This is a genomic window from Vannielia sp. SX4, from assembly GCF_052828525.1.
Genome location: NZ_CM128247.1, coordinates 1689978 through 1706862, shown reverse-complemented (window position 1 = coordinate 1706862; position 16885 = coordinate 1689978). Strand labels below are relative to the sequence as shown.

Here is a 16885-nt window from a genome sequence, read left to right as displayed (position 1 = left end):
ACGCCTCAAACCGGCGGCCTGTCAGCAGAGGCACCCGGCCGCCTTGACGGCCCCGCTCCGCGCCCCAACCATCAGGCCCAAAGGAGCCCCGCGATGTTCACCACCCTCCTCCCCGATGCCCGCGCCTTCTTCACCCGGCTGGCCGCCAACAACAGCCGCGACTGGTTCATGGCGCATAAGCCCGAATACGAGCAGACGGTTGCCCAGCCCGGCAAGGCCCTCGCCGAGGCTCTCGCCGCCCGCCTCACCGCGCTGACGGGCCACGAGATGCGCCCCAAGATCTTCCGCCAGAACCGCGACACCCGCTTTTCCAAGGACAAGACACCCTACAAGGCGCACCTCCACATGCTCTGGTCCGAAAGCGGCGACCGTGACACTCCCGCCTTCTTCCTCGGTATCGACCCCGACAGGCTGGTTGCCGGAGCAGGCCAGTTCGGCTTCTCCAAACCACAACTCGACCGCTGGCGCGCCGCCGTCGCCGGCCCCTCGGGCGAAAAGCTGGAGCGTCTGATCGCCCCCTTCCGCCTCCGCGAACCCGAGTTGAAGCGCGTGCCCGCCCCCTACCCGGCAGACCACCCCCGGGCCACGCTGCTCCGCCACAAGGGCTTCTCCGCCTGGGTCGATCTCGACCCGGAAGATCCCCGCCCCGTTGACGAAATCGCGACAGAAGCCTTCGAGCGCCTCGCCCCCGTCTGGCATTGGCTCGTCAACCCGTAGGGCGGTGCGTGACCCGACCCCACCCGCTCTGAACGCTTGAAATTTCGCGCAATAGAATGTACATTCGACTGCACATTCAGGAGCGCACCCCGATGAACCGCATCTTCGCCAGCCAAAGCTGCACAATGACCGAACTGCGCGAGCCGCAGAAGGTGCTCGACCGCGCCAACGGCAAACCCGTCGCCATCATGAAAAACTCCCGCGTCGTCGGCTACCTCGTTCCCGAGGCCGCGACTCCCGAAGAGGAGCCGCGCGTGGCCACGATGGATGAGCTTCAGACCTATCTCGAAAGCTCCCGTGAGCGGGTCCAGCCGGTGCTTGATTACCTGAAAGATAAATGAACTTTGTCCTGCTCTCCGCAGAGCTGGTGGAGGCCTTGCACGACGCCGCACTGAACCCCGGCGAACTCCAGGGCCGCGCCGTCGACAAGTCGCTCGACGGCGCCCTCGCCCGTGTCGACAACCGGCTGATCTACGGCATGATCGAAGATGTCTTCGATCTCGCCGCCGCTTACGCCCAGGCCATCGCCTGCGGCCATTGCTTCAACGATGCCAACAAGCGCACCGCCTTCGATGCGATGAACTTTTGCCTTGAAGCAAACGGCATAACTCTCGACTGGAACGTGCAGGAAGCCGGCGACAAGATCATCGCCCTCGCCCAACGCAAGCTCGACGACATCGACCTCGCCCGCTGGCTCCGCGAGAAAGCCCGCGCGTAAGCCTCCCCCTGAACGGACCCGACATGCGCCTCCTCACCGCCGCCTTCATGCTCACCGCCGCCCCGGCCCTTGCCGAAACCTACGCCTGCACCGTCGAGGCCTTCACCACCTTCTCGCAGGACGACACTGCCTTCATCGAGGCCAACCTGCGCAAGACCTACGAGCTGACCCCGCAGCGCAACAGCGTGACCCTCACCATGCGCTCCGCCGATTTTGAAGGCTACACCGCCACCTACGCCGTCACCCGGCGCGACCTGCTCGACACCATCGCGCAACGCGAAGATCGCGCCAGTGTCGACCTCCTCGTCCTTCCGCCCCGCCCGGCCGATGAGATCGACCGCGAAGGCAAATTCAACGTCACGCTCACGGCCCAAGGCAACCACTACGCCAACAGCTGGCTGCTCACCTGCACCCGCGCCTAGGCCGGGCAATCCGCCCGCCGCGCCAACAGCCCACATCCGCTTTCCCCGCCCCGCCCCATCCGCTACAATCGCCGCCAACCAAAAGCCCGATAAAGAGCAGCACGACATGGCCGACGATCTCCTCAGCGGAAAAGAAACCTCCACCTACGACGCCGCTTCCATCCAGGTGCTCGAAGACATGGAGCACGTCCGCCTCCGCCCCGGTATGTATATCGGCGGCAAGGACGACCGGGCGCTGCACCACATGGTCGCCGAGATCATCGACAACTCGATGGACGAGGCCGTCGCAGGCCACGCCACATGGATCGAAGTCGAGATGCACGAGAACGGCCATGTCTCGGTGCGCGACAACGGCCGCGGCATCCCGATCGGCGCCCACCCCAAAGACCCGTCCAAATCCGCGCTCGAGATCATTTTCTGCACCCTCAACGCGGGCGGCAAGTTCTCGGGCGACAACTATGAAACCTCCGGCGGCCTCCACGGCGTCGGCTCTTCCGTGGTCAACGCCCTCTCCGACCACCTCCGCGTGGAAGTGGCGCAAAACCGCGAGCTCTACGCCATGGAGTTCTCCCGCGGCGTGCCCCAGACCAAGCTGGAAAAGATCGGTGCCGCCCCCAACCGGCGCGGCACCACCGTCACCTTCCACCCCGACGCCGAGATCTTCGGCTCGCTCAAGCTCAAGCCGCACCGCCTGTTCAAGATGGCCCGCTCCAAGGCCTACCTCTTCTCCGGCGTCGAGATCCGCTGGAAGTCCGCCATCCCCGACGGCGACATGCCGATGGAGGCCAAGTTCCACTTCCCCGGCGGGCTGGCCGACTACCTCTCCGAAACCCTCGGCGAGGCCTCCACCTACGCCGAGAGCCCCTTTGCCGGCACCGTCTCGTTTGAAAAGTTCAATGCCCCCGGCAAGGTCGAATGGGCGATCAACTGGACGCCCTCACGCGACGGCTTCATCCAGTCCTACTGCAACACCGTGCCCACGCCCGAGGGCGGCACCCACGAGGCCGGGTTCTGGGCCGCCATCCTCAAGGGCATCAAGGCCTACGGCGAGCTGGTGAGCAACAAGAAGGCCGCCACCATCACCCGCGAAGACCTCACCACCGGGGCCGGGGCGCTGGTGAGCTGCTTCATCCGCGAGCCCGAATTCGTCGGCCAAACCAAGGACCGCCTCGCCACCACCGAGGCCCAGCGGATGGTCGAAAACTCCGTCCGCGACCACTTCGACAACTGGCTCGCCTCCAACACCAAATCCGCCGGCGCGATCCTCGATTTCCTCGTGCTCCGCGCCGAAGAACGCCTGCGGCGGCGGCAGGAAAAGGAAACCGCCCGCAAGACGGCCACCAAAAAACTCCGCCTCCCCGGCAAGCTGGTCGATTGCTCGTCCAACAGCCGCGACGGCACCGAACTTTTCATCGTCGAGGGCGACTCGGCCGGCGGCTCGGCCAAGATGGCCCGCAACCGCGTCAATCAGGCCCTGCTGCCCCTGCGCGGCAAGGTGCTGAACGTGCTCGGCGCCGCCTCCTCCAAGCTCACCTCCAACGCCGAGATCAACGACCTGAGCCAGGCCCTCGGGGTCGGCCTCGGCACCCGCTTCAACATCGACGACCTGCGCTACGACAAGATCATCATCATGACCGATGCCGATGTGGACGGCGCCCACATCGCCTCGCTGCTGATGACCTTCTTCTTCACCCAGATGCGCCCGATGATCGACGCCGGCCACCTCTACCTCGCCTGCCCGCCCCTCTTCCGCCTGACCCAAGGCGCCAAGCGCGTCTACTGCCTCGACGAGGCCGAACGCGACGAATGGCTCGAAAAGGGCATCGGCGGAAAAGGCAAGATCGACGTGTCCCGCTTCAAGGGCCTCGGCGAGATGGACGCCAAGGACCTGAAAGAAACCACGATGGACCCGAAATCACGCCAGCTGATCCGCGTGACCATCGACGAGGACGATCCGGGGGAGACTGGGGATCTAGTGGAACGCCTTATGGGCAAGAAGCCCGAATTGCGGTTCCAGTATATTCAGGAGAACGCTAGGTTCGTGGAGGAGTTGGATGTCTGAGGAACATCGCGTCAAGCACCTCGAATTTATTCAAGGTGTCATAAATCGCCTTTCGACGAACTCTTTTCTTTTGAAAGGCTGGACGGTTGTTTTAGTAGCCGCACTACTTTCCTTCGCAGTTAGCGAAGACAACGCTGGCCTTGGACTGTTCACAATTATTCCTCTCCTAGTTTTTTGGGGACTAGATGGATACTTCCTGTGGGAAGAGAGGAAATACAGGAAGCATTATAACAGGGTACGGTTGAAAGCCATTAATGAAATTGACTTCTGCATGAATGTTGCAGACCTTACCCCCGAAGTTGGAAGATGGCTAAAGGCAACCTTCTCAAAGACACTTGTTGCATTTCACGGCATATTGCTTCTATCGATTATCGCGGCAGTAACTTACGAAATAGGAGGATTTTCATGGCTAAGAGGGTATTTTTCAGCTTCCATTACTCAAACGACAACTGGAGAGCAAGCCAAGTAAGAAACATTGGTATTCTTGACGGCAACCGATCCGCCACAGACAACGATTGGGAACAGATCAAGCAAGGTGGCGACGCAGCCATCCAACGCTGGATTGACAATCAAATGGATGGAAAGTCGACCGTTGCCGTCCTTATCGGAAGCCAAACCGCAGGACGGCGCTGGATTAACTATGAAATTAAGCGGGCATGGGACATTGGAAAAGCCGTCCTTGGCGTTCGCATTCACCAACTGAAAAACAGACTTGGCCAGACATCGGTCCAAGGAGCTAATCCATTCTCTGAGTTTTCCATCAGAGGTCAAAATCTAGCGAACATTGTGCCGATATTGGATGCCGGTCCGTGCGACAGTCAAACTGCCTATAACCGCATCGCCGCGCAGATTGGTGATTATATCGAACATGCGAAAGTGATACGGGATAGGAATTGAAGCCGTTAAGGTTTTGGCAACTCAGAATTACCTCGACCAGCCGGGCAGCGCCGACCCGCGTGGTGGCGCATCCCAACGCCCGTTCGTGCCACTTTATCCCTCAGCCTTGGCTCTCCCTCTCCACCGCGTGGCGCCCTATCCAAAGCGCCGCCCGGGGGGCGGGTCGGCGCTGCCCGGCGCCTTGCGGCGCGCACCGGGCGGGGTCAGTCAAAACCAGCAGCACCCCCCACCGCTCCTGAGCCCACCACCAACCCACAAAAAAGCCCCCCGCGCTCGCACGCAGGGGGCCTATATTCAAAGCTCAAAACCTCTTACGCAGCCTTCAGCCCGGCACGCCAGTCGTCGACCTGCTTTTCGGCCTCTTCACGGGCGTAGCCGTACTTCTGCTGCACGAGGCCCACGAGCTGTTCGCGCTCGCCCTTGGCTTCCTGCAGTTCGTTGTCGGTCAGCTCGCCCCACTTCTCACGGGCCGAACCTTTCCACTCTTTCCAGTTGCCTTGAATGATATCCCAGTTCATAGCAAACCTCCTTTCGGTTTCTGCCCCCTCAACGCCGCCCTACGGCCCGAAGTTCCTTTAAACAAAGACGTAGGCGCCCCTCCGCCACAGCGCAAAACGGCGGGGAAATCCCCGCCGCCAGCTAGGCAATCAGCCGATCGTTTCAGGCTGCTCTCAGCACTCCACGCCCGGCTGCCCACAAAGCCCGCCATCGGTCCGGCCATCCATAATGCCGCTCGCATTCGCCTTGGCCGCCTCTTCCTTTGCGCGCTTCCGGGCGGCCTTCTTCGTCTTGTACGAGGCGAAAGCCACCCAGCACTTCTCGCCGCCCTTGCAATCGGTGTTCTTGATCGCCGCGCCCCAGTAGTTGCCGGCCTTGTAAACGTCGGTTTTCCACTTCGCCGCATCGGCGGCCCCCGCACCGAGCGCCAGGATCATCGCGGCCATCATCACATGCTTTTTCATCTCAATTCCTTTCAATCGTATCTGTTTGGCACGGCCCAAAACTCCGGGCCTGTTCAACAGATCGGGGCCGCCGCCGGGCAAAACAACCGCCAGTTGATGACAATGCCCGTCATGAAAGAAAAACCCGCCGCAAATCGCTATTTCTGCAGCGTTCTCAGATACTCAAGCAGATCCGCAATCGCCCGCGTCGTCATGATCGGCTGGCCGGTCTCGGCCTTCACCGCCGTGTCGTCGCCCGCGAACAGTTCGGCATAGACCGGCATCGGCGAGCCGTGGCTCACCAGCGGGTCGCGCCCGTCGATCCGCATCACCACCCGCGCCACCGGAAACACCCCGCTGTTGTTCAGGGCCAGTTCCGTCAGGTCCACAGGTTGCAGCACCAGCGCGGGCGCCATCGGCCCCTGCCCGTCGGCATCCAGCCCGTGGCAGGTGGCGCAGTGCCGCTCATAGAGCACCCGCCCCTCGTGAACATCCTGCGCCGTGGCGGCCCCCGCCGCCAAGAGCAGCGCCGCGCCAGTCAGAACAGCCTTCATGGTCATGCCTCCCTATTTTTACTGCGCCCAGTCTGCGGGCACGGGAGGGGCGGCGCCTTGATCCCCGTCAAATCCGGGCTCGGGCTGTCAACCCGGGGCGCGCGGTGCGGTCATACCAAGCGGTAAAGCCAGCGCGCGTATGCATGGGATGTGCATGGGTTGTGCATCAGATGTGCCCCCTCTCTCAATCGTGGTTAACCACCGCTTGCCGCCCCCCGGAAATTTTTTAAACTCGCCCCGATGCGCCTTCTGATTGCCCTCTGTTTCGTCCTTCTCGCCAGTTCCTGCGGCCGTCCGCTGACCGAGGCGGAAAAGGGATTTTTGCAGGAAATTCATGGCGATGGCGCTGACCTCTCCCGCGTGCGCCTAACCACATGGAGCAGCGTCGGCGCGATCGAGCGCACCTATCTCACCCGCCCCCGCACCACCTGCCGCGAGCTGATCCTGCCCCCCAGCACGGCCCGCAGTTTCAAGTCCCGCACCGCTGGCCTCGTGCTGTTCAACCGGATTTATCTCAACCCTGACTGGTACTTGGAAGAGTATCTCGAGGGCTGGCCCGACGAGCTGAACCTGCCCGCCGCCATGTTCATCGCCCATGAGATCACCCATGTCTGGCAGTGGCAAAACCGCAAGCTCACCGGCTATCACCCGCTGAAGGCCGCTGCCGAGCACAGGGGCAACAGCGACCCCTATCTCTTTGATCCGTCTAGCAATCCACAGTTTCTGGATTACCCCTACGAGCAGCAGGCCAGCCTTGTTGAAGAGTTCGTCTGCTGCCGCACCCTCGACCCTAAAGGCAGCCGCACCGCCCGGCTCCGCGACCTGCTCAAACAGGTGATGGACCCGGCCCCGCTGGAGCTTTCCCGCCCCGTCGGCGCGGTGATCCTGCCCTGGGAAGGGGCTGAAACCAAAGGGATTTGCTCCTGACGGCCCCCAATGTGCGGCGCCGTAAAGGGTTCTTTCATCCTTTTTGCCATACTCTGCGAGAGTGCCCTCACCTTGCCCCCGTCGCGCCCACCGCCTAGCTTCGCCGCGATGAACATGGAGTGAGACCGATGGGCTACGCCACCTCTGCCGCCGTGATGCTCCTTGCGGGCATCGGCATTCCGATCCTCGCGGCGCTCAATGCCTCCCTCGGGCGGCATCTCGGCTCGCCCGCCTCCGCGGCGGTGGTGCTCTTCATCGTGGCCTTCTGCGCCGCGCTCGTGACCGCCCTCGTCACCGGCCCCGCGCCGCTGGCCCGCTTTGCCACGGCTCCGCGAGAGGGCTTTCTCGCAGGCTTCTTCGTCGCCTTCTACGTGCTGTCGATCACATGGGTCGCGCCCTATTTCGGGGTCGGAAACGCGGTGATCTTCGTGCTGCTAGGGCAGATGATCTCCTTCGCCGTGATCGACCATTTCGGCCTCTTCGGCGCAGCCCAACACGGGCTCAGCCTCGTCCGCGCGGGCGGGATCGCTCTAATGGCTCTGGGGGTCGTGCTTACGCTGAAGGGGTAGCCGGCTCGACGCCCACAACCGCGCCTTCGGGCAGCTCGGTCACGCCGGGCAGAAAGGCCTCCTGCCCCGCCATGCGCACGGTGAGCCCCTCGTCCGAGGCCTCGAATTCCGGCTCCGCCTCCGAGGCGCCGGGCGCTTCGAACACCAGCACATCCTCTTCCACGTCGAACCCGCTGAGATCTTCCGAGCCCTCGTCTTCTCCCTCCGCCAGCGCCTCTTCCGCCGCCTGCGCTTCGGCCTCTTCCTCCGCCACTTCCGCGGCCTCCGATTCGGCGCTTTCGCCCACGGGAACGGCGGCAGGTTTCACCGCCGTTTCAACAGCTTCCGGCCCCTGCTCAACGTCAGGCTCACCCGCATCCTCAGGCGCCTCGTCCGCCTCTTCGGCCACCGGCTCCGCACGCTCCGCCTGCTCGGCGTCTTCGGCCATCAGCGCCAGCATATCCTCGCCATAGGCCGCCCGCGCAGCCACGGCGGCGTCTTCCTCCGCATTCTGGAGGTTGCCCTCGCCCAGAGCCTCGTCATCGTCTTCATCGCGGCTAGCAACGTCGCCAATGAAGCCCAGCAAGAGCATGAGCGGCATAGAGAGAATGAGTGCCCAATCCATTGGCCAATGGTTAACAGAGGATTGCGGCGAAAGTTGCCCTAACGTGCCCGCCTGCGGGAAACAGCCGGTTTCGCAGGTGGAAACGCTGGTTAGACCAGCAGCCCGTTTTCCAGCCGCACTGTCCTGTCCATCCGTGCGGCGAGGTCGAGGTTGTGGGTCGCGATCAGCGCCGCCAGCCCGGTCTCGCGGACCAGCGTGACAAGGGCCTGGAACACGGTGTCAGAGGTGCCGGGGTCGAGGTTGCCGGTTGGCTCGTCGGCCAACAGCAGCGCCGGCCCGTTGGCCAGCGCCCGGCAAAAGGCGACCCGCTGTTGCTCCCCGCCCGAAAGCTCCGCCGGGCGGTGGCTGGCCCGGGCGTCAAGCCCCACCGTGCCCAGCAGCTCCAGCGCCCGGGCTTCGGCGGCGCCACGCTCCACCGCATTGGCAAGCTGCGGCAGCACGATGTTCTCCAGCGCGGTGAACTCCGGCAGAAGGTGATGGAATTGATAGACAAACCCAACCTGCGCCCGCCGCGCCTCGGTGCGCCGCCCGTCCCCGAGCGATCCCATGTCGTCACCCAGCAGCCGGACGGTCCCGGCGGTGGGCGTGTCGAGCAGCCCGGCAATGTGTAGCAGGGTGGATTTGCCCGAACCGGAAGGCGCCACCAGCGCCACCACCTCGCCTGCGCTCACCTCCAGCGAGGCCCCGCGCAGCACGTTGATCTCGTTCGGCTTTCCGGCGTTGTAGGTCTTCTCGATCCCGCTCAGCCCCAGAACTTCACTCATAGCGCAGCGCCTCCACCGGATCGAGCCGCGCCGCCCGGCGGGCCGGGATGATAGTCGCTCCCCATGAGAGCGCCAGCGCCAGCGCCACGGCAAAGAGCACATCGCCGGTCTGAAGCTCGCTCGGCACCCGGTAGATGCCCCGGATCGAGGCATCCCAAACCTCGGCCCCGCTGAGCCAGTTGATGAAGCTGACGATGTTGTTCACGTTCACCGCAAAGAGGCACCCGAGCAGCGTGCCCAGCGCGGTTGCCACCGTGCCGATCAGCGCCCCGCAGAGGAAGAACACCCGCAGGATCGCCCCGCGCGTCAGCCCCATGGTGCGCAAGATGCCGATGTCGCGGCCCTTGTTCTTCACCAGCATGATCAGGCCCGAGATGATGTTGAGCGCCGCGATCAGCACGAGGATCGACATGATGATAATCATCATGATGTCTTCGATCACCAGCGCCCGCAGAAAGTTGCCCCAGGCGTCCTTCCAGCTCCACATCACCGCCTTGTCCCCGGCGGCCTGCAGCAGCGGCACATCCCATTGTTCAATGTTTTCCGGGTCTTCGACCATGACCTCGATCTCGCTCGCGGCACCGTCGAAGTTGAAGAAGCTCTGCGCCTCCGCGAACGGCAGATACACCCGCGTGCGGTCGATGTCCCACCGCCCGGCCTGGAAGACGTAGACCACCTCATAGGCGTTCACCCGGGGCGTCACCCCCATCGGCCCGCGCACCCCGTTGGGGTTGATGATGCGGATACGGTCGCCCACCACAGCGCCCAGTTCCTGCGCCACGCCCCAGCCGATGGCGATGCCCTCCTCGAAGCGGGCAATATCGCCCTCCTTCTGCTCGGGCTCCGCGATCCGGGGCAGCTTGGCGAGGTCTTCGGCGCGGATGCCATACACCTCGACCCCCGCATTGGCCGCCCGCAGGTTGGCAAGCACCTGCCCCTTCACCAGCGGCGCCACCGAGGTCACGCCCGGCACTTCCGCCAGCCGCGCGGCCCAGTCGTCATAGTCAACGATCTGCCGCGATGTCGCGCCGTTCTCGTCCACGTAAACCGCCGAGCGCACCGAGGTATGGGCATTGGCGCCGATGATCGTGTCCACAAAATCGGTCCGGAAACCCGAGCGCACGGCCATCACCACGATCAGCGCAAAGACCGAGAGCGTGATGCCCCCCAGCGCGATCCAGCTCAGGATCGAAACGCCGCCGTCAGACCGCTGCGAGCGCAGGTAGCGCCATGCGATCATCCACTCGTATTTCGAGAACGGGGCCGTTCTGCCTGCTGTCTTGGCCACGTCTGGGCCTCCTGCTCGGTTTGGCGCGCAAAATGCTGCGGAGGGGTGCGGGGGTCAAGCGCTAACGGTCGCCCGGATCAGGAGCTTTGGCCCAATCGGCAAAGGCGTCTTGTCGCAGGTCAACGCAGCCCGCACGCTGCGAGTCGGTCGCGGGGATCACCGGGTGGGTGAACTCCGGGTTCTGGCTCGTGTTCACTTGGTGGTAGCGATGCGCGAGCGCCTTGGCCGCGCGAGCCAGCACCGACCAGAGGTCTTCCTGCGGGCGCGCCAGCACCGCCAGCCGGGCCTCCCAATGCGGCACATGGGCGAGCTTGGCCTGATAGCCCAGCCACTGATGCAAATAGCGCGCCACCGCCGCATCCTCGCCCTCCGGCTGGTTGGCCTCGACCCAGCGCAGCAGCCAGCCCCTGATCCGCCCCAAGTCGCCATCGCAGGGCCGTGTGGCGGGCGTGGTCGCCCAAGTCTCGAAGCACTCCACCAGAGGCGTGCTGTTCCGCAACATCGGCAAGGCCGGAAAGCCCGGCTCCGGCCCATCGGGGATCACCGGCGCCCCCAGCACCGGGCTGAACTTGTCAGCCACCTCGCGCCGCCGCCGGTCCAGTTTTTCGCACACCGACGCAAGGGCCACGTAACGGTCCGTCACAGGACCGGTCAGCGGTAGCATCATCTTGGTCCAGTCCTTCTGCCTCCGCTGCCCGCCCAGTGCCGCCATGAAGCCCGCCAGCTCAGAAATCGCCGCCTTGCGCCGCCGGTCCTCGCCCGCCCAGCCTTCCAGCCAGACCTTCAGGGCCGCCAGCGTGCCGTCACCCGGCCGGTCTAGCTTGCCGGAGGCGAAGCCCTTGATCAGCTCCGTCAGCGCGTGCTCCGGCGCTGGCGCGAAAGGGTCGGCGCCCGGCGGCAGAGGGCGCGGCTTCGGCTCGGACCGAGCCGCACGATTCTGCGCCGGTCCATGCTTGCCCTTCTCCACAAGCCGCGCCCGCGCCGCCTTGCCGTCCTCGAACGCCTCGAACAGCTCGAAGAACAGTGCCACCGCCTCCCGGTCGCCGCCCGCGATCTCGACAAGCGCCACCGGCCAGGGGCTCAGCCCGGCTTCCGGGTATCTCTCCCGCAGGAACCGCGTGAAGTTGTTGAAAAACGCCGCGTCCTCGCCGCGCGGCCCGCCGTGGAGCCGCTGCGCGTTCCAGCCGTCGAGCCAAGCCCGCAGCGCCGCCATGCCGCCCTCGCGCTCCACCCGGCCCTTCAGCAGGGCCAGATGTTCAGCAAGCCCGGCGGGCGGGATCATGGCGCGCGCCTCAGAGGTGCCCCTCGTAAAGCGCCGCCAGCTTCTGCACGGCGGCCTCGGGCGAAAGCTCCTCGCTCTCCCCGGTGCGCCGCGAGGTCAGCTCGACCACACCATTCTTCAGCCCGCGCGGCCCCACGGTGATCCGCCACGGCACGCCGATCAGGTCCATCGTGGCAAACTTCGCGCCCGCCCGCTCGTCGGTGTCATCCAGCAACGGGTCCAGCCCCAGCGTCTTCAGCGTGCCATAGAGCGCCGCGCTCGTCGCATCGCAGGCCTCGTCGCCCGCCCGCATGTTCACGATGCCCACGTGGAAGGGCGTCACGCCTTCGGGCCAGATGATGCCGTTGTCGTCGTGCGATGCCTCGATGATCGCACCCACGAGGCGGCTCACGCCGATCCCGTGCGAGCCCATATGCACCGGCACCTTGGCCCCGTCCGGCCCCTGCACGTTCGCGCCCATCGGCTCGGAATACTTGGTCCCGAAATAGAAGATCTGCCCCACCTCGATGCCCTTGCCCGCGCGCCGCCGATCCTCGGGGATCGCGCCGTAAAGCGCCTCGTCATGGGTCTCGTCGGTGCGGGCGTACAGCGAGGTGAACTCGTCGCAGACGCCCTTCACCTGCGCGCGGTCGTCATAGTCGATCTCGCGGTCGCCCAGCTTCAGCTCGGTCACGCCCGCATCGTAGAACACATCGCTCTCGCCGGTCGGGGCCAGCACGAGGAACTCATGGGTGTCATCCCCGCCGATCGGCCCGGAATCCGCCCGCATCGGGATTGCCGTCAGCCCCATCCGCTCGTAGGTGCGCAGGTAGCTCACCATGTGGCGGTTGTAGGCATGGAGCGCGTCCTCCTTGGTGAGGTCGAAGTTGTAGCCATCCTTCATGTAGAACTCGCGGCCCCGCATCACACCAAAACGCGGGCGGATCTCGTCGCGGAATTTCCACTGGATGTGGTAGAGCGTCAGCGGCAGGCTCTTGTAGCTGGCCACATGGGCGCGGAAGATGTCGGTGATCATCTCCTCGTTGGTTGGGCCAAAGAGCATGTCCCGGTCGTGCCGGTCGCGGATGCGCAGCATTTCGGGGCCATAGGCGTCGTAACGGCCACTCTCGCGCCACAGATCGGCGGGCTGCACGGTGGGCATCAGCATCGGAATGTGCCCGGCCCGCTGCTGCTCCTCATGCACGATCTGCTCGATCCGCTTGAGCACCTTGAAGCCTAGCGGCAGCCACGAGTAGATCCCGGCGGCCTGCTGACGGATCATGCCCGCGCGCAGCATGTAGCGGTGCGAGGCGATCTGCGCGTCGGCAGGGGTTTCCTTGAGAACAGGCAGGAAGTAGCGGCTCAGGCGCATTTGGGGTCCTCTGGGGCAATGTGCGTTGCCCCGAGGCTCTAGCCCATCGCGGGCGGGCTCACAAGATTTCGGACTTCGGGGTGCGCTGGCCCTCTGCTGCCTGCCCGGCCCCGGCGGCCTCGGGTGCGCGGCGGGGGGCAGGCTCGGCACGGGGGCGCTCCTGCGCGGGTGCTGGCTCCGGCGCAGGGGAGGGGCGCGGCGCGGTGAGGGCAGAGAGCTTGAGATACTGGGTCATCGGGGGGCAAACCTTGCTTGCGTGCGCCTTCATGCATGCGCCTTACCCTCGCGTCAGGCAACTTGGGCGCGCGGGCAATCACGGCTTATTCACAGCAGCTTCCTGCACCGCGGCAAAAATCCGGCGGCGTTAAGGAGCCGGAAACCGGCGATGGGTAAGACGAAACCAACGCTAACCGTCCGGGGGCAGCTTTGCTCGGCAAAATCACCCTTCCGCTGGCCTTTCTGACCAGCCTCGCGGTCACGCCGCTGGCCATGGTGCTTGCCACGCCGCCGGGCGACGGGCCCGCGCTGGTGATCGTTCCGCCTTGGGACGATGCCGATGCGCTGCTGGCACGTGCTGGTGGCCGCCCCATTGGCCCCCGCCGCGCGCCCTTCGCCGTGCTCGCCCGTTTCCCCTCCCCCGCCGCCGCGCATGAGGCCCGCACCCATGGAGCCTGGGCCGTGCTCGGCGGCGGCGCCCTTGCCGCCCTCTGTGGAGTCTCTGATGCCTGAAGCCAAGCCTCTCTTGCTCACCGCCGAACACGCGATCGACCCCACCGTGGACCACACCCTCGAGGAGGCCCGCGCCAACGCGGTCAGGCTGCTCTCGCGCATCACCCCGGTGATCTGGCTGCTCGCCGTCGCGGCGGAATGGGCGATGGGCGGCAACATCATGGTGATGGGTCTCGCTGGCGGCGCCTTCGCCCTGCTCGGCCTCGCCGCACCGCGCTTTTCGCCGCGCGTAGCCCGCATCGTCGTGGCACAGGCGCTCACCGGCATCACCATCGCGCTCAACGCCGCGCTCGCCGGTCATCCAATGCAGATCGACAGTCACATGGCTTACTTCGCCGTGCTGGCCATGCTGGTGGCGCTGGCCGATATCGTGCCGCTGCTGGTGGCCGCAGGCACCATCGCCGTGCACCACCTCACGCTCACCTTCGCCCTGCCCGCGCTGGTCTACCCCTCCTCCGATCTGGCCTTCAACATCGGCCGCACGGTGTTTCACGCCATCATCGTCGTGGCCGAAACCGCCGTGCTGACCCTGAGCATCCTCAACCGCATCTCGCTCTCGCGCGAGGCCTCCGACAAGGCGCAAGAGAGCCTTGTCGCCACGGCAAAGGCAGAAGAAAGCAGCGCGATGGCCCGCGAGGAGGCCAAGCGCGCGACCGAGGCACGTGGCCGCGCCGAAGACCAGTCCAAGGCGGCTGCCAAGGCCCGTGCAGACGCCGAAACCGCCTTGCAGGAGGTCGAGAAACGCTCTGCCGAGGCCGCCGAGGCCGAGGCACGCGAGGCCGCCGCCGCCGCCGAGCGGCACGAGACGCTCGCCCGCCTGCTCGACGTATTCCGCCAGAAACTCGCCATGCTGGCCGAGGGCGACCTCTCCGTGCGAGTGACGGAAGATCTGGGCGAGGATTTTTCCGACCTCGCGCATCACTTCAACGGCGCGGGCGAGCGGCTCTGCACCGCGATGAACGCGGTGATCCTGCAAGCCGCCTCGATCAACGAGCAATCCCGCGAGCTGTCGTCTTCCGCCACCGATCTGTCGACCCGCACCGAGAAACAGGCCGCAACGCTGGCCCAGATCGCCGCCACGCTGAAGGAGCTGACCCGAACCATCGAGATTGTCGCCTCCGAATCCCGCGATGCCCGCAAGCAGGCCGAGGCCACCTCGGGCGAAGCCTCCGACGGCACCGGCATCATGGCCGAGGCGGTGGACGCGATGAACCGGATCGAGGGCAGCTCGCGCGAAATCTTCAAGATCACCAGCGTCATCGACGACATCGCCTTCCAGACCAACCTCCTCGCCCTGAACGCAGGCGTCGAGGCCGCCCGCGCGGGCGAGGCAGGCCGGGGCTTCGCCGTGGTGGCCTCCGAGGTCCGCGCCCTCGCACAGCGCAGCTCCGAGGCCGCGCGCGAAATCAACAGCCTGATCTCCAACTCGGTCGAAGAGATTTCCGGCGGCGCGGCACTGGTCAAGAACACCGGCACCGCGCTGGAAGGCATCCAATCGTCGGTCACCGGCATCGTCGAGCGGCTCCGCTCTATCGCCGATGCCACCTCGGACCAGTCCCGTGGCCTCAGCGAGGTCAACACCGCCGTCTCCGACCTCGAGCGCGTGACCCAGCAGAATGCCGGCATGTTCGAGGAGACCACCGCCGCCAACGCCGTTCTGGCCGGAAGCGCCGACGAGCTGAACGCGCTGATGAAGGGCTTCAGTCTCGGCGCGGCGCTGGAGCCTGCGCAAGACGCGCCCGAGGCCCACCCAGTCATGCCGCGCCTCCGCGCAGCCAGCTGACGCCCGACATCACCGAAGCCCCTGCCTACGGGCCACGAACGCCCCGGCGAACATGGCCCTTCCCCACCACCACGGCCCACACCCGCCGCCATCTCACCCCTCTCGCCCTTGCACCCCGCTGCCTCACGGGCAATATGGGCGCGCGAGCGAATGAAGGGGCAAAATGGCACTTCCGGTTAGAGATCAGGCCAAATACTGGGGCCTCGCCGCCGTGGTCTTCTTCGGCGTGCTCTACCTGCTGGGCGATGTGATCCTGCCCTTTGTGCTGGGCGGCGCCGTCGCCTATTGCCTCGACCCGGTCGCCGACCGGTTGGAGCGGATGGGCCTGCATCGCATCGCCGCCGTCATCGTCATCTCGCTGGTCGCCCTGCTGATCTTCATCCTCGGCGCCCTGCTGATCGTGCCCACCCTCGTCGAGCAGTCCGTCGCGCTCTTCAAGGCCGCCCCACAGATATTCTCTGACCTGCGCAACTTTCTCACCGCCCGCTTCCCCGACCTGATGGACGGTGAAAGCACCGTCTCCAAGTCGCTCTCCACGCTGGGTGAAACCATCCAGTCCCGCGGCGGCGAGTTGGTCAGTTCCCTCGTCAGCTCGGTCTCCGGCCTCGTCAACGTGCTGGTGCTGCTGGTGCTGGTGCCCATCGTCGCCTTCTACCTGCTGCTCGACTGGGACCGCATGGTTGCCAAGGTCGATGATCTGCTGCCGCGCGACCACGCCCCCACCATCCGCCACCTCGCCCATGAGATCGACAAGACCCTCGCCGCCTTCATCCGCGGGCAGGGCACCGTCTGCCTCGTGCTGGGCATCTTCTACGCCGTGGCGCTCATGGCGGTGGGCCTCAACTTCGGCCTCGTCGTCGGGGCCGTTGCGGGCGCGCTCACCTTCATCCCCTACGTCGGCGCATTGGTCGGCGGGGCACTGGCGATCGGGCTCGCCTTCTTCCAGTTCTGGGGCGAATGGTGGTGGATCGGCGCCGTCGCGGTGATCTTCTTTGTCGGCCAGTTCCTCGAAGGCAACGTGCTCACCCCCAACCTCGTCGGCCAATCGGTCGGGCTGCACCCGGTCTGGCTCATCTTCGCCCTCTCGGCCTTCGGCGCGCTCTTCGGCTTCACCGGCATGCTCGTCGCCGTGCCCGTGGCCGCCTCGCTCGGGGTCATTGCCCGCTGGGCCACCCGGCAGTACAAGGAGGGCCGCCTCTATCGCGGCACCGAAGAGGCACCTCCCGCCACAGCGGCGGTCTCCCACGCCGACGAGCCCCCGCAAGAGTAGCCCAAAG

General features: G+C 65.4%; 21 protein-coding genes. 12 read left to right on the top strand and 9 right to left on the bottom strand.

Features of this window, described 5'->3' with window-relative positions:
• Positions 1-93: 93 nt before the first annotated feature.
• The 7 genes from ACUXVX_RS08500 (at position 94) to ACUXVX_RS08470 (ending at position 4816) form a co-directional block, all read left to right on the top strand.
• Positions 94-717 carry a TIGR02453 family protein gene (locus ACUXVX_RS08500; RefSeq protein ID WP_446311186.1) on the top strand — a complete coding sequence of 208 codons (624 nt, stop codon included), beginning with the start codon at positions 94-96 and terminating at the stop codon, positions 715-717.
• A gap of 56 nt (positions 718-773) precedes the next feature.
• A complete protein-coding gene (locus tag ACUXVX_RS08495) occupies positions 774-1058 on the top strand; it encodes a hypothetical protein (protein ID WP_446311185.1) in 285 nt (94 codons plus the stop codon).
• Positions 1055-1435 carry a type II toxin-antitoxin system death-on-curing family toxin gene (locus ACUXVX_RS08490; protein ID WP_446311184.1) on the top strand — a complete coding sequence of 127 codons (381 nt, stop codon included), beginning with the start codon at positions 1055-1057 and terminating at the stop codon, positions 1433-1435. The genes ACUXVX_RS08495 and ACUXVX_RS08490 overlap by 4 nt, the downstream gene beginning before the upstream one ends.
• 23 nt (positions 1436-1458) lie before the next feature.
• Complete coding sequence (locus ACUXVX_RS08485) at positions 1459-1857, top strand: hypothetical protein (protein WP_446311183.1); 399 nt, start codon at positions 1459-1461, stop codon at positions 1855-1857.
• A 106-nt stretch (positions 1858-1963) separates the two neighbouring features.
• Positions 1964-3919, top strand: a complete 1956-nt coding sequence (gene parE / locus ACUXVX_RS08480; protein ID WP_222469996.1) for a DNA topoisomerase IV subunit B — start codon at positions 1964-1966, stop codon at positions 3917-3919.
• A complete protein-coding gene (locus tag ACUXVX_RS08475) occupies positions 3912-4388 on the top strand; it encodes a hypothetical protein (RefSeq protein ID WP_446311182.1) in 477 nt (158 codons plus the stop codon). Before parE ends, ACUXVX_RS08475 begins: the two co-directional genes overlap by 8 nt.
• Complete coding sequence (locus ACUXVX_RS08470) at positions 4325-4816, top strand: TIR domain-containing protein (protein ID WP_446311181.1); 492 nt, start codon at positions 4325-4327, stop codon at positions 4814-4816. The genes ACUXVX_RS08475 and ACUXVX_RS08470 overlap by 64 nt, the downstream gene beginning before the upstream one ends.
• 311 nt (positions 4817-5127) lie before the next feature.
• Here ACUXVX_RS08470 and ACUXVX_RS08465 read toward each other — a convergent pair whose 3' ends face one another.
• From ACUXVX_RS08465 to ACUXVX_RS08455, 3 genes are all read right to left on the bottom strand, one after another.
• Positions 5128-5334, bottom strand: a complete 207-nt coding sequence (locus ACUXVX_RS08465; RefSeq protein WP_222469997.1) for a CsbD family protein — start codon at positions 5332-5334, stop codon at positions 5128-5130.
• A 153-nt stretch (positions 5335-5487) separates the two neighbouring features.
• On the bottom strand, positions 5488-5778 hold the full coding sequence (locus tag ACUXVX_RS08460; RefSeq protein WP_446311180.1) for a hypothetical protein: 291 nt from the start codon (positions 5776-5778) through the stop codon (positions 5488-5490).
• Between the two features lie 137 nt (positions 5779-5915).
• Entirely contained in the window at positions 5916-6311 is a 396-nt protein-coding gene (locus ACUXVX_RS08455; RefSeq protein WP_446311179.1) for a c-type cytochrome, read from the bottom strand.
• A 240-nt stretch (positions 6312-6551) separates the two neighbouring features.
• Between ACUXVX_RS08455 and ACUXVX_RS08450 the strand changes: the two genes are divergently transcribed.
• A complete protein-coding gene (locus ACUXVX_RS08450) occupies positions 6552-7238 on the top strand; it encodes a hypothetical protein (protein ID WP_446311178.1) in 687 nt (228 codons plus the stop codon).
• A gap of 128 nt (positions 7239-7366) precedes the next feature.
• Positions 7367-7807, top strand: coding sequence for a DMT family transporter (locus ACUXVX_RS08445; protein WP_446311177.1), 441 nt, complete (start codon positions 7367-7369; stop codon positions 7805-7807).
• Here ACUXVX_RS08445 and ACUXVX_RS08440 read toward each other — a convergent pair.
• The 6 genes from ACUXVX_RS08440 to ACUXVX_RS08415 all read right to left on the bottom strand — a co-directional run bounded on the left by ACUXVX_RS08440 (position 7791) and on the right by ACUXVX_RS08415 (position 13331).
• A complete protein-coding gene (locus ACUXVX_RS08440; RefSeq protein WP_446311176.1) occupies positions 7791-8411 on the bottom strand; it encodes a hypothetical protein in 621 nt (206 codons plus the stop codon). The two genes, ACUXVX_RS08445 and ACUXVX_RS08440, sit on opposite strands and share 17 nt — an antisense overlap.
• Positions 8412-8500: 89 nt before the next feature.
• On the bottom strand, positions 8501-9175 hold the full coding sequence (locus ACUXVX_RS08435; RefSeq protein WP_446311175.1) for an ABC transporter ATP-binding protein: 675 nt from the start codon (positions 9173-9175) through the stop codon (positions 8501-8503).
• Positions 9168-10415, bottom strand: coding sequence for an ABC transporter permease (locus tag ACUXVX_RS08430; protein WP_222471041.1), 1248 nt, complete (start codon positions 10413-10415; stop codon positions 9168-9170). The genes ACUXVX_RS08435 and ACUXVX_RS08430 overlap by 8 nt, the downstream gene beginning before the upstream one ends.
• Positions 10416-10524: 109 nt before the next feature.
• Positions 10525-11745, bottom strand: a complete 1221-nt coding sequence (locus ACUXVX_RS08425) for a hypothetical protein (RefSeq protein WP_446311174.1) — start codon at positions 11743-11745, stop codon at positions 10525-10527.
• A gap of 10 nt (positions 11746-11755) precedes the next feature.
• Positions 11756-13096, bottom strand: a complete 1341-nt coding sequence (proS, locus tag ACUXVX_RS08420; RefSeq protein ID WP_446311173.1) for a proline--tRNA ligase — start codon at positions 13094-13096, stop codon at positions 11756-11758.
• 58 nt (positions 13097-13154) lie between these two features.
• Positions 13155-13331 (bottom strand): hypothetical protein, encoded by a 177-nt coding sequence (locus tag ACUXVX_RS08415; protein WP_446311172.1) that lies wholly within the window; start codon positions 13329-13331, stop codon positions 13155-13157.
• A 191-nt stretch (positions 13332-13522) separates the two neighbouring features.
• Between ACUXVX_RS08415 and ACUXVX_RS08410 the strand changes: the two genes are divergently transcribed.
• The 3 genes from ACUXVX_RS08410 (at position 13523) to ACUXVX_RS08400 (ending at position 16878) form a co-directional block, all read left to right on the top strand.
• The gene (locus tag ACUXVX_RS08410; RefSeq protein WP_446311171.1) at positions 13523-13825 is read left to right on the top strand and encodes a hypothetical protein; all 303 of its coding nucleotides are present in this window, start codon (positions 13523-13525) and stop codon (positions 13823-13825) included.
• Complete coding sequence (locus ACUXVX_RS08405) at positions 13818-15608, top strand: methyl-accepting chemotaxis protein (RefSeq protein ID WP_446311170.1); 1791 nt, start codon at positions 13818-13820, stop codon at positions 15606-15608. Before ACUXVX_RS08410 ends, ACUXVX_RS08405 begins: the two co-directional genes overlap by 8 nt.
• A gap of 163 nt (positions 15609-15771) precedes the next feature.
• The gene (locus tag ACUXVX_RS08400; RefSeq protein WP_222470009.1) at positions 15772-16878 is read left to right on the top strand and encodes an AI-2E family transporter; all 1107 of its coding nucleotides are present in this window, start codon (positions 15772-15774) and stop codon (positions 16876-16878) included.
• Positions 16879-16885 lie beyond the last annotated feature (7 nt).

Coding starts and splice junctions, on each gene's coding strand:
- ACUXVX_RS08460 (WP_446311180.1), bottom strand. CDS start 5,778: ATGAAAAAGCATGTGATGATGGCCGCGATGATCCTGGCGCTCGGTGCG.
- ACUXVX_RS08405 (WP_446311170.1), top strand. CDS start 13,818: ATGCCTGAAGCCAAGCCTCTCTTGCTCACCGCCGAACACGCGATCGAC.
- ACUXVX_RS08470 (WP_446311181.1), top strand. CDS start 4,325: ATGGCTAAGAGGGTATTTTTCAGCTTCCATTACTCAAACGACAACTGG.
- proS (WP_446311173.1), bottom strand. CDS start 13,096: ATGCGCCTGAGCCGCTACTTCCTGCCTGTTCTCAAGGAAACCCCTGCC.
- ACUXVX_RS08415 (WP_446311172.1), bottom strand. CDS start 13,331: ATGACCCAGTATCTCAAGCTCTCTGCCCTCACCGCGCCGCGCCCCTCC.
- ACUXVX_RS08490 (WP_446311184.1), top strand. CDS start 1,055: ATGAACTTTGTCCTGCTCTCCGCAGAGCTGGTGGAGGCCTTGCACGAC.
- ACUXVX_RS08455 (WP_446311179.1), bottom strand. CDS start 6,311: ATGAAGGCTGTTCTGACTGGCGCGGCGCTGCTCTTGGCGGCGGGGGCC.
- ACUXVX_RS08485 (WP_446311183.1), top strand. CDS start 1,459: ATGCGCCTCCTCACCGCCGCCTTCATGCTCACCGCCGCCCCGGCCCTT.
- parE (WP_222469996.1), top strand. CDS start 1,964: ATGGCCGACGATCTCCTCAGCGGAAAAGAAACCTCCACCTACGACGCC.
- ACUXVX_RS08445 (WP_446311177.1), top strand. CDS start 7,367: ATGGGCTACGCCACCTCTGCCGCCGTGATGCTCCTTGCGGGCATCGGC.
- ACUXVX_RS08400 (WP_222470009.1), top strand. CDS start 15,772: ATGGCACTTCCGGTTAGAGATCAGGCCAAATACTGGGGCCTCGCCGCC.
- ACUXVX_RS08500 (WP_446311186.1), top strand. CDS start 94: ATGTTCACCACCCTCCTCCCCGATGCCCGCGCCTTCTTCACCCGGCTG.
- ACUXVX_RS08465 (WP_222469997.1), bottom strand. CDS start 5,334: ATGAACTGGGATATCATTCAAGGCAACTGGAAAGAGTGGAAAGGTTCG.
- ACUXVX_RS08450 (WP_446311178.1), top strand. CDS start 6,552: ATGCGCCTTCTGATTGCCCTCTGTTTCGTCCTTCTCGCCAGTTCCTGC.
- ACUXVX_RS08425 (WP_446311174.1), bottom strand. CDS start 11,745: ATGATCCCGCCCGCCGGGCTTGCTGAACATCTGGCCCTGCTGAAGGGC.
- ACUXVX_RS08495 (WP_446311185.1), top strand. CDS start 774: ATGTACATTCGACTGCACATTCAGGAGCGCACCCCGATGAACCGCATC.
- ACUXVX_RS08440 (WP_446311176.1), bottom strand. CDS start 8,411: ATGGATTGGGCACTCATTCTCTCTATGCCGCTCATGCTCTTGCTGGGC.
- ACUXVX_RS08435 (WP_446311175.1), bottom strand. CDS start 9,175: ATGAGTGAAGTTCTGGGGCTGAGCGGGATCGAGAAGACCTACAACGCC.
- ACUXVX_RS08475 (WP_446311182.1), top strand. CDS start 3,912: ATGTCTGAGGAACATCGCGTCAAGCACCTCGAATTTATTCAAGGTGTC.
- ACUXVX_RS08430 (WP_222471041.1), bottom strand. CDS start 10,415: ATGATCGCATGGCGCTACCTGCGCTCGCAGCGGTCTGACGGCGGCGTT.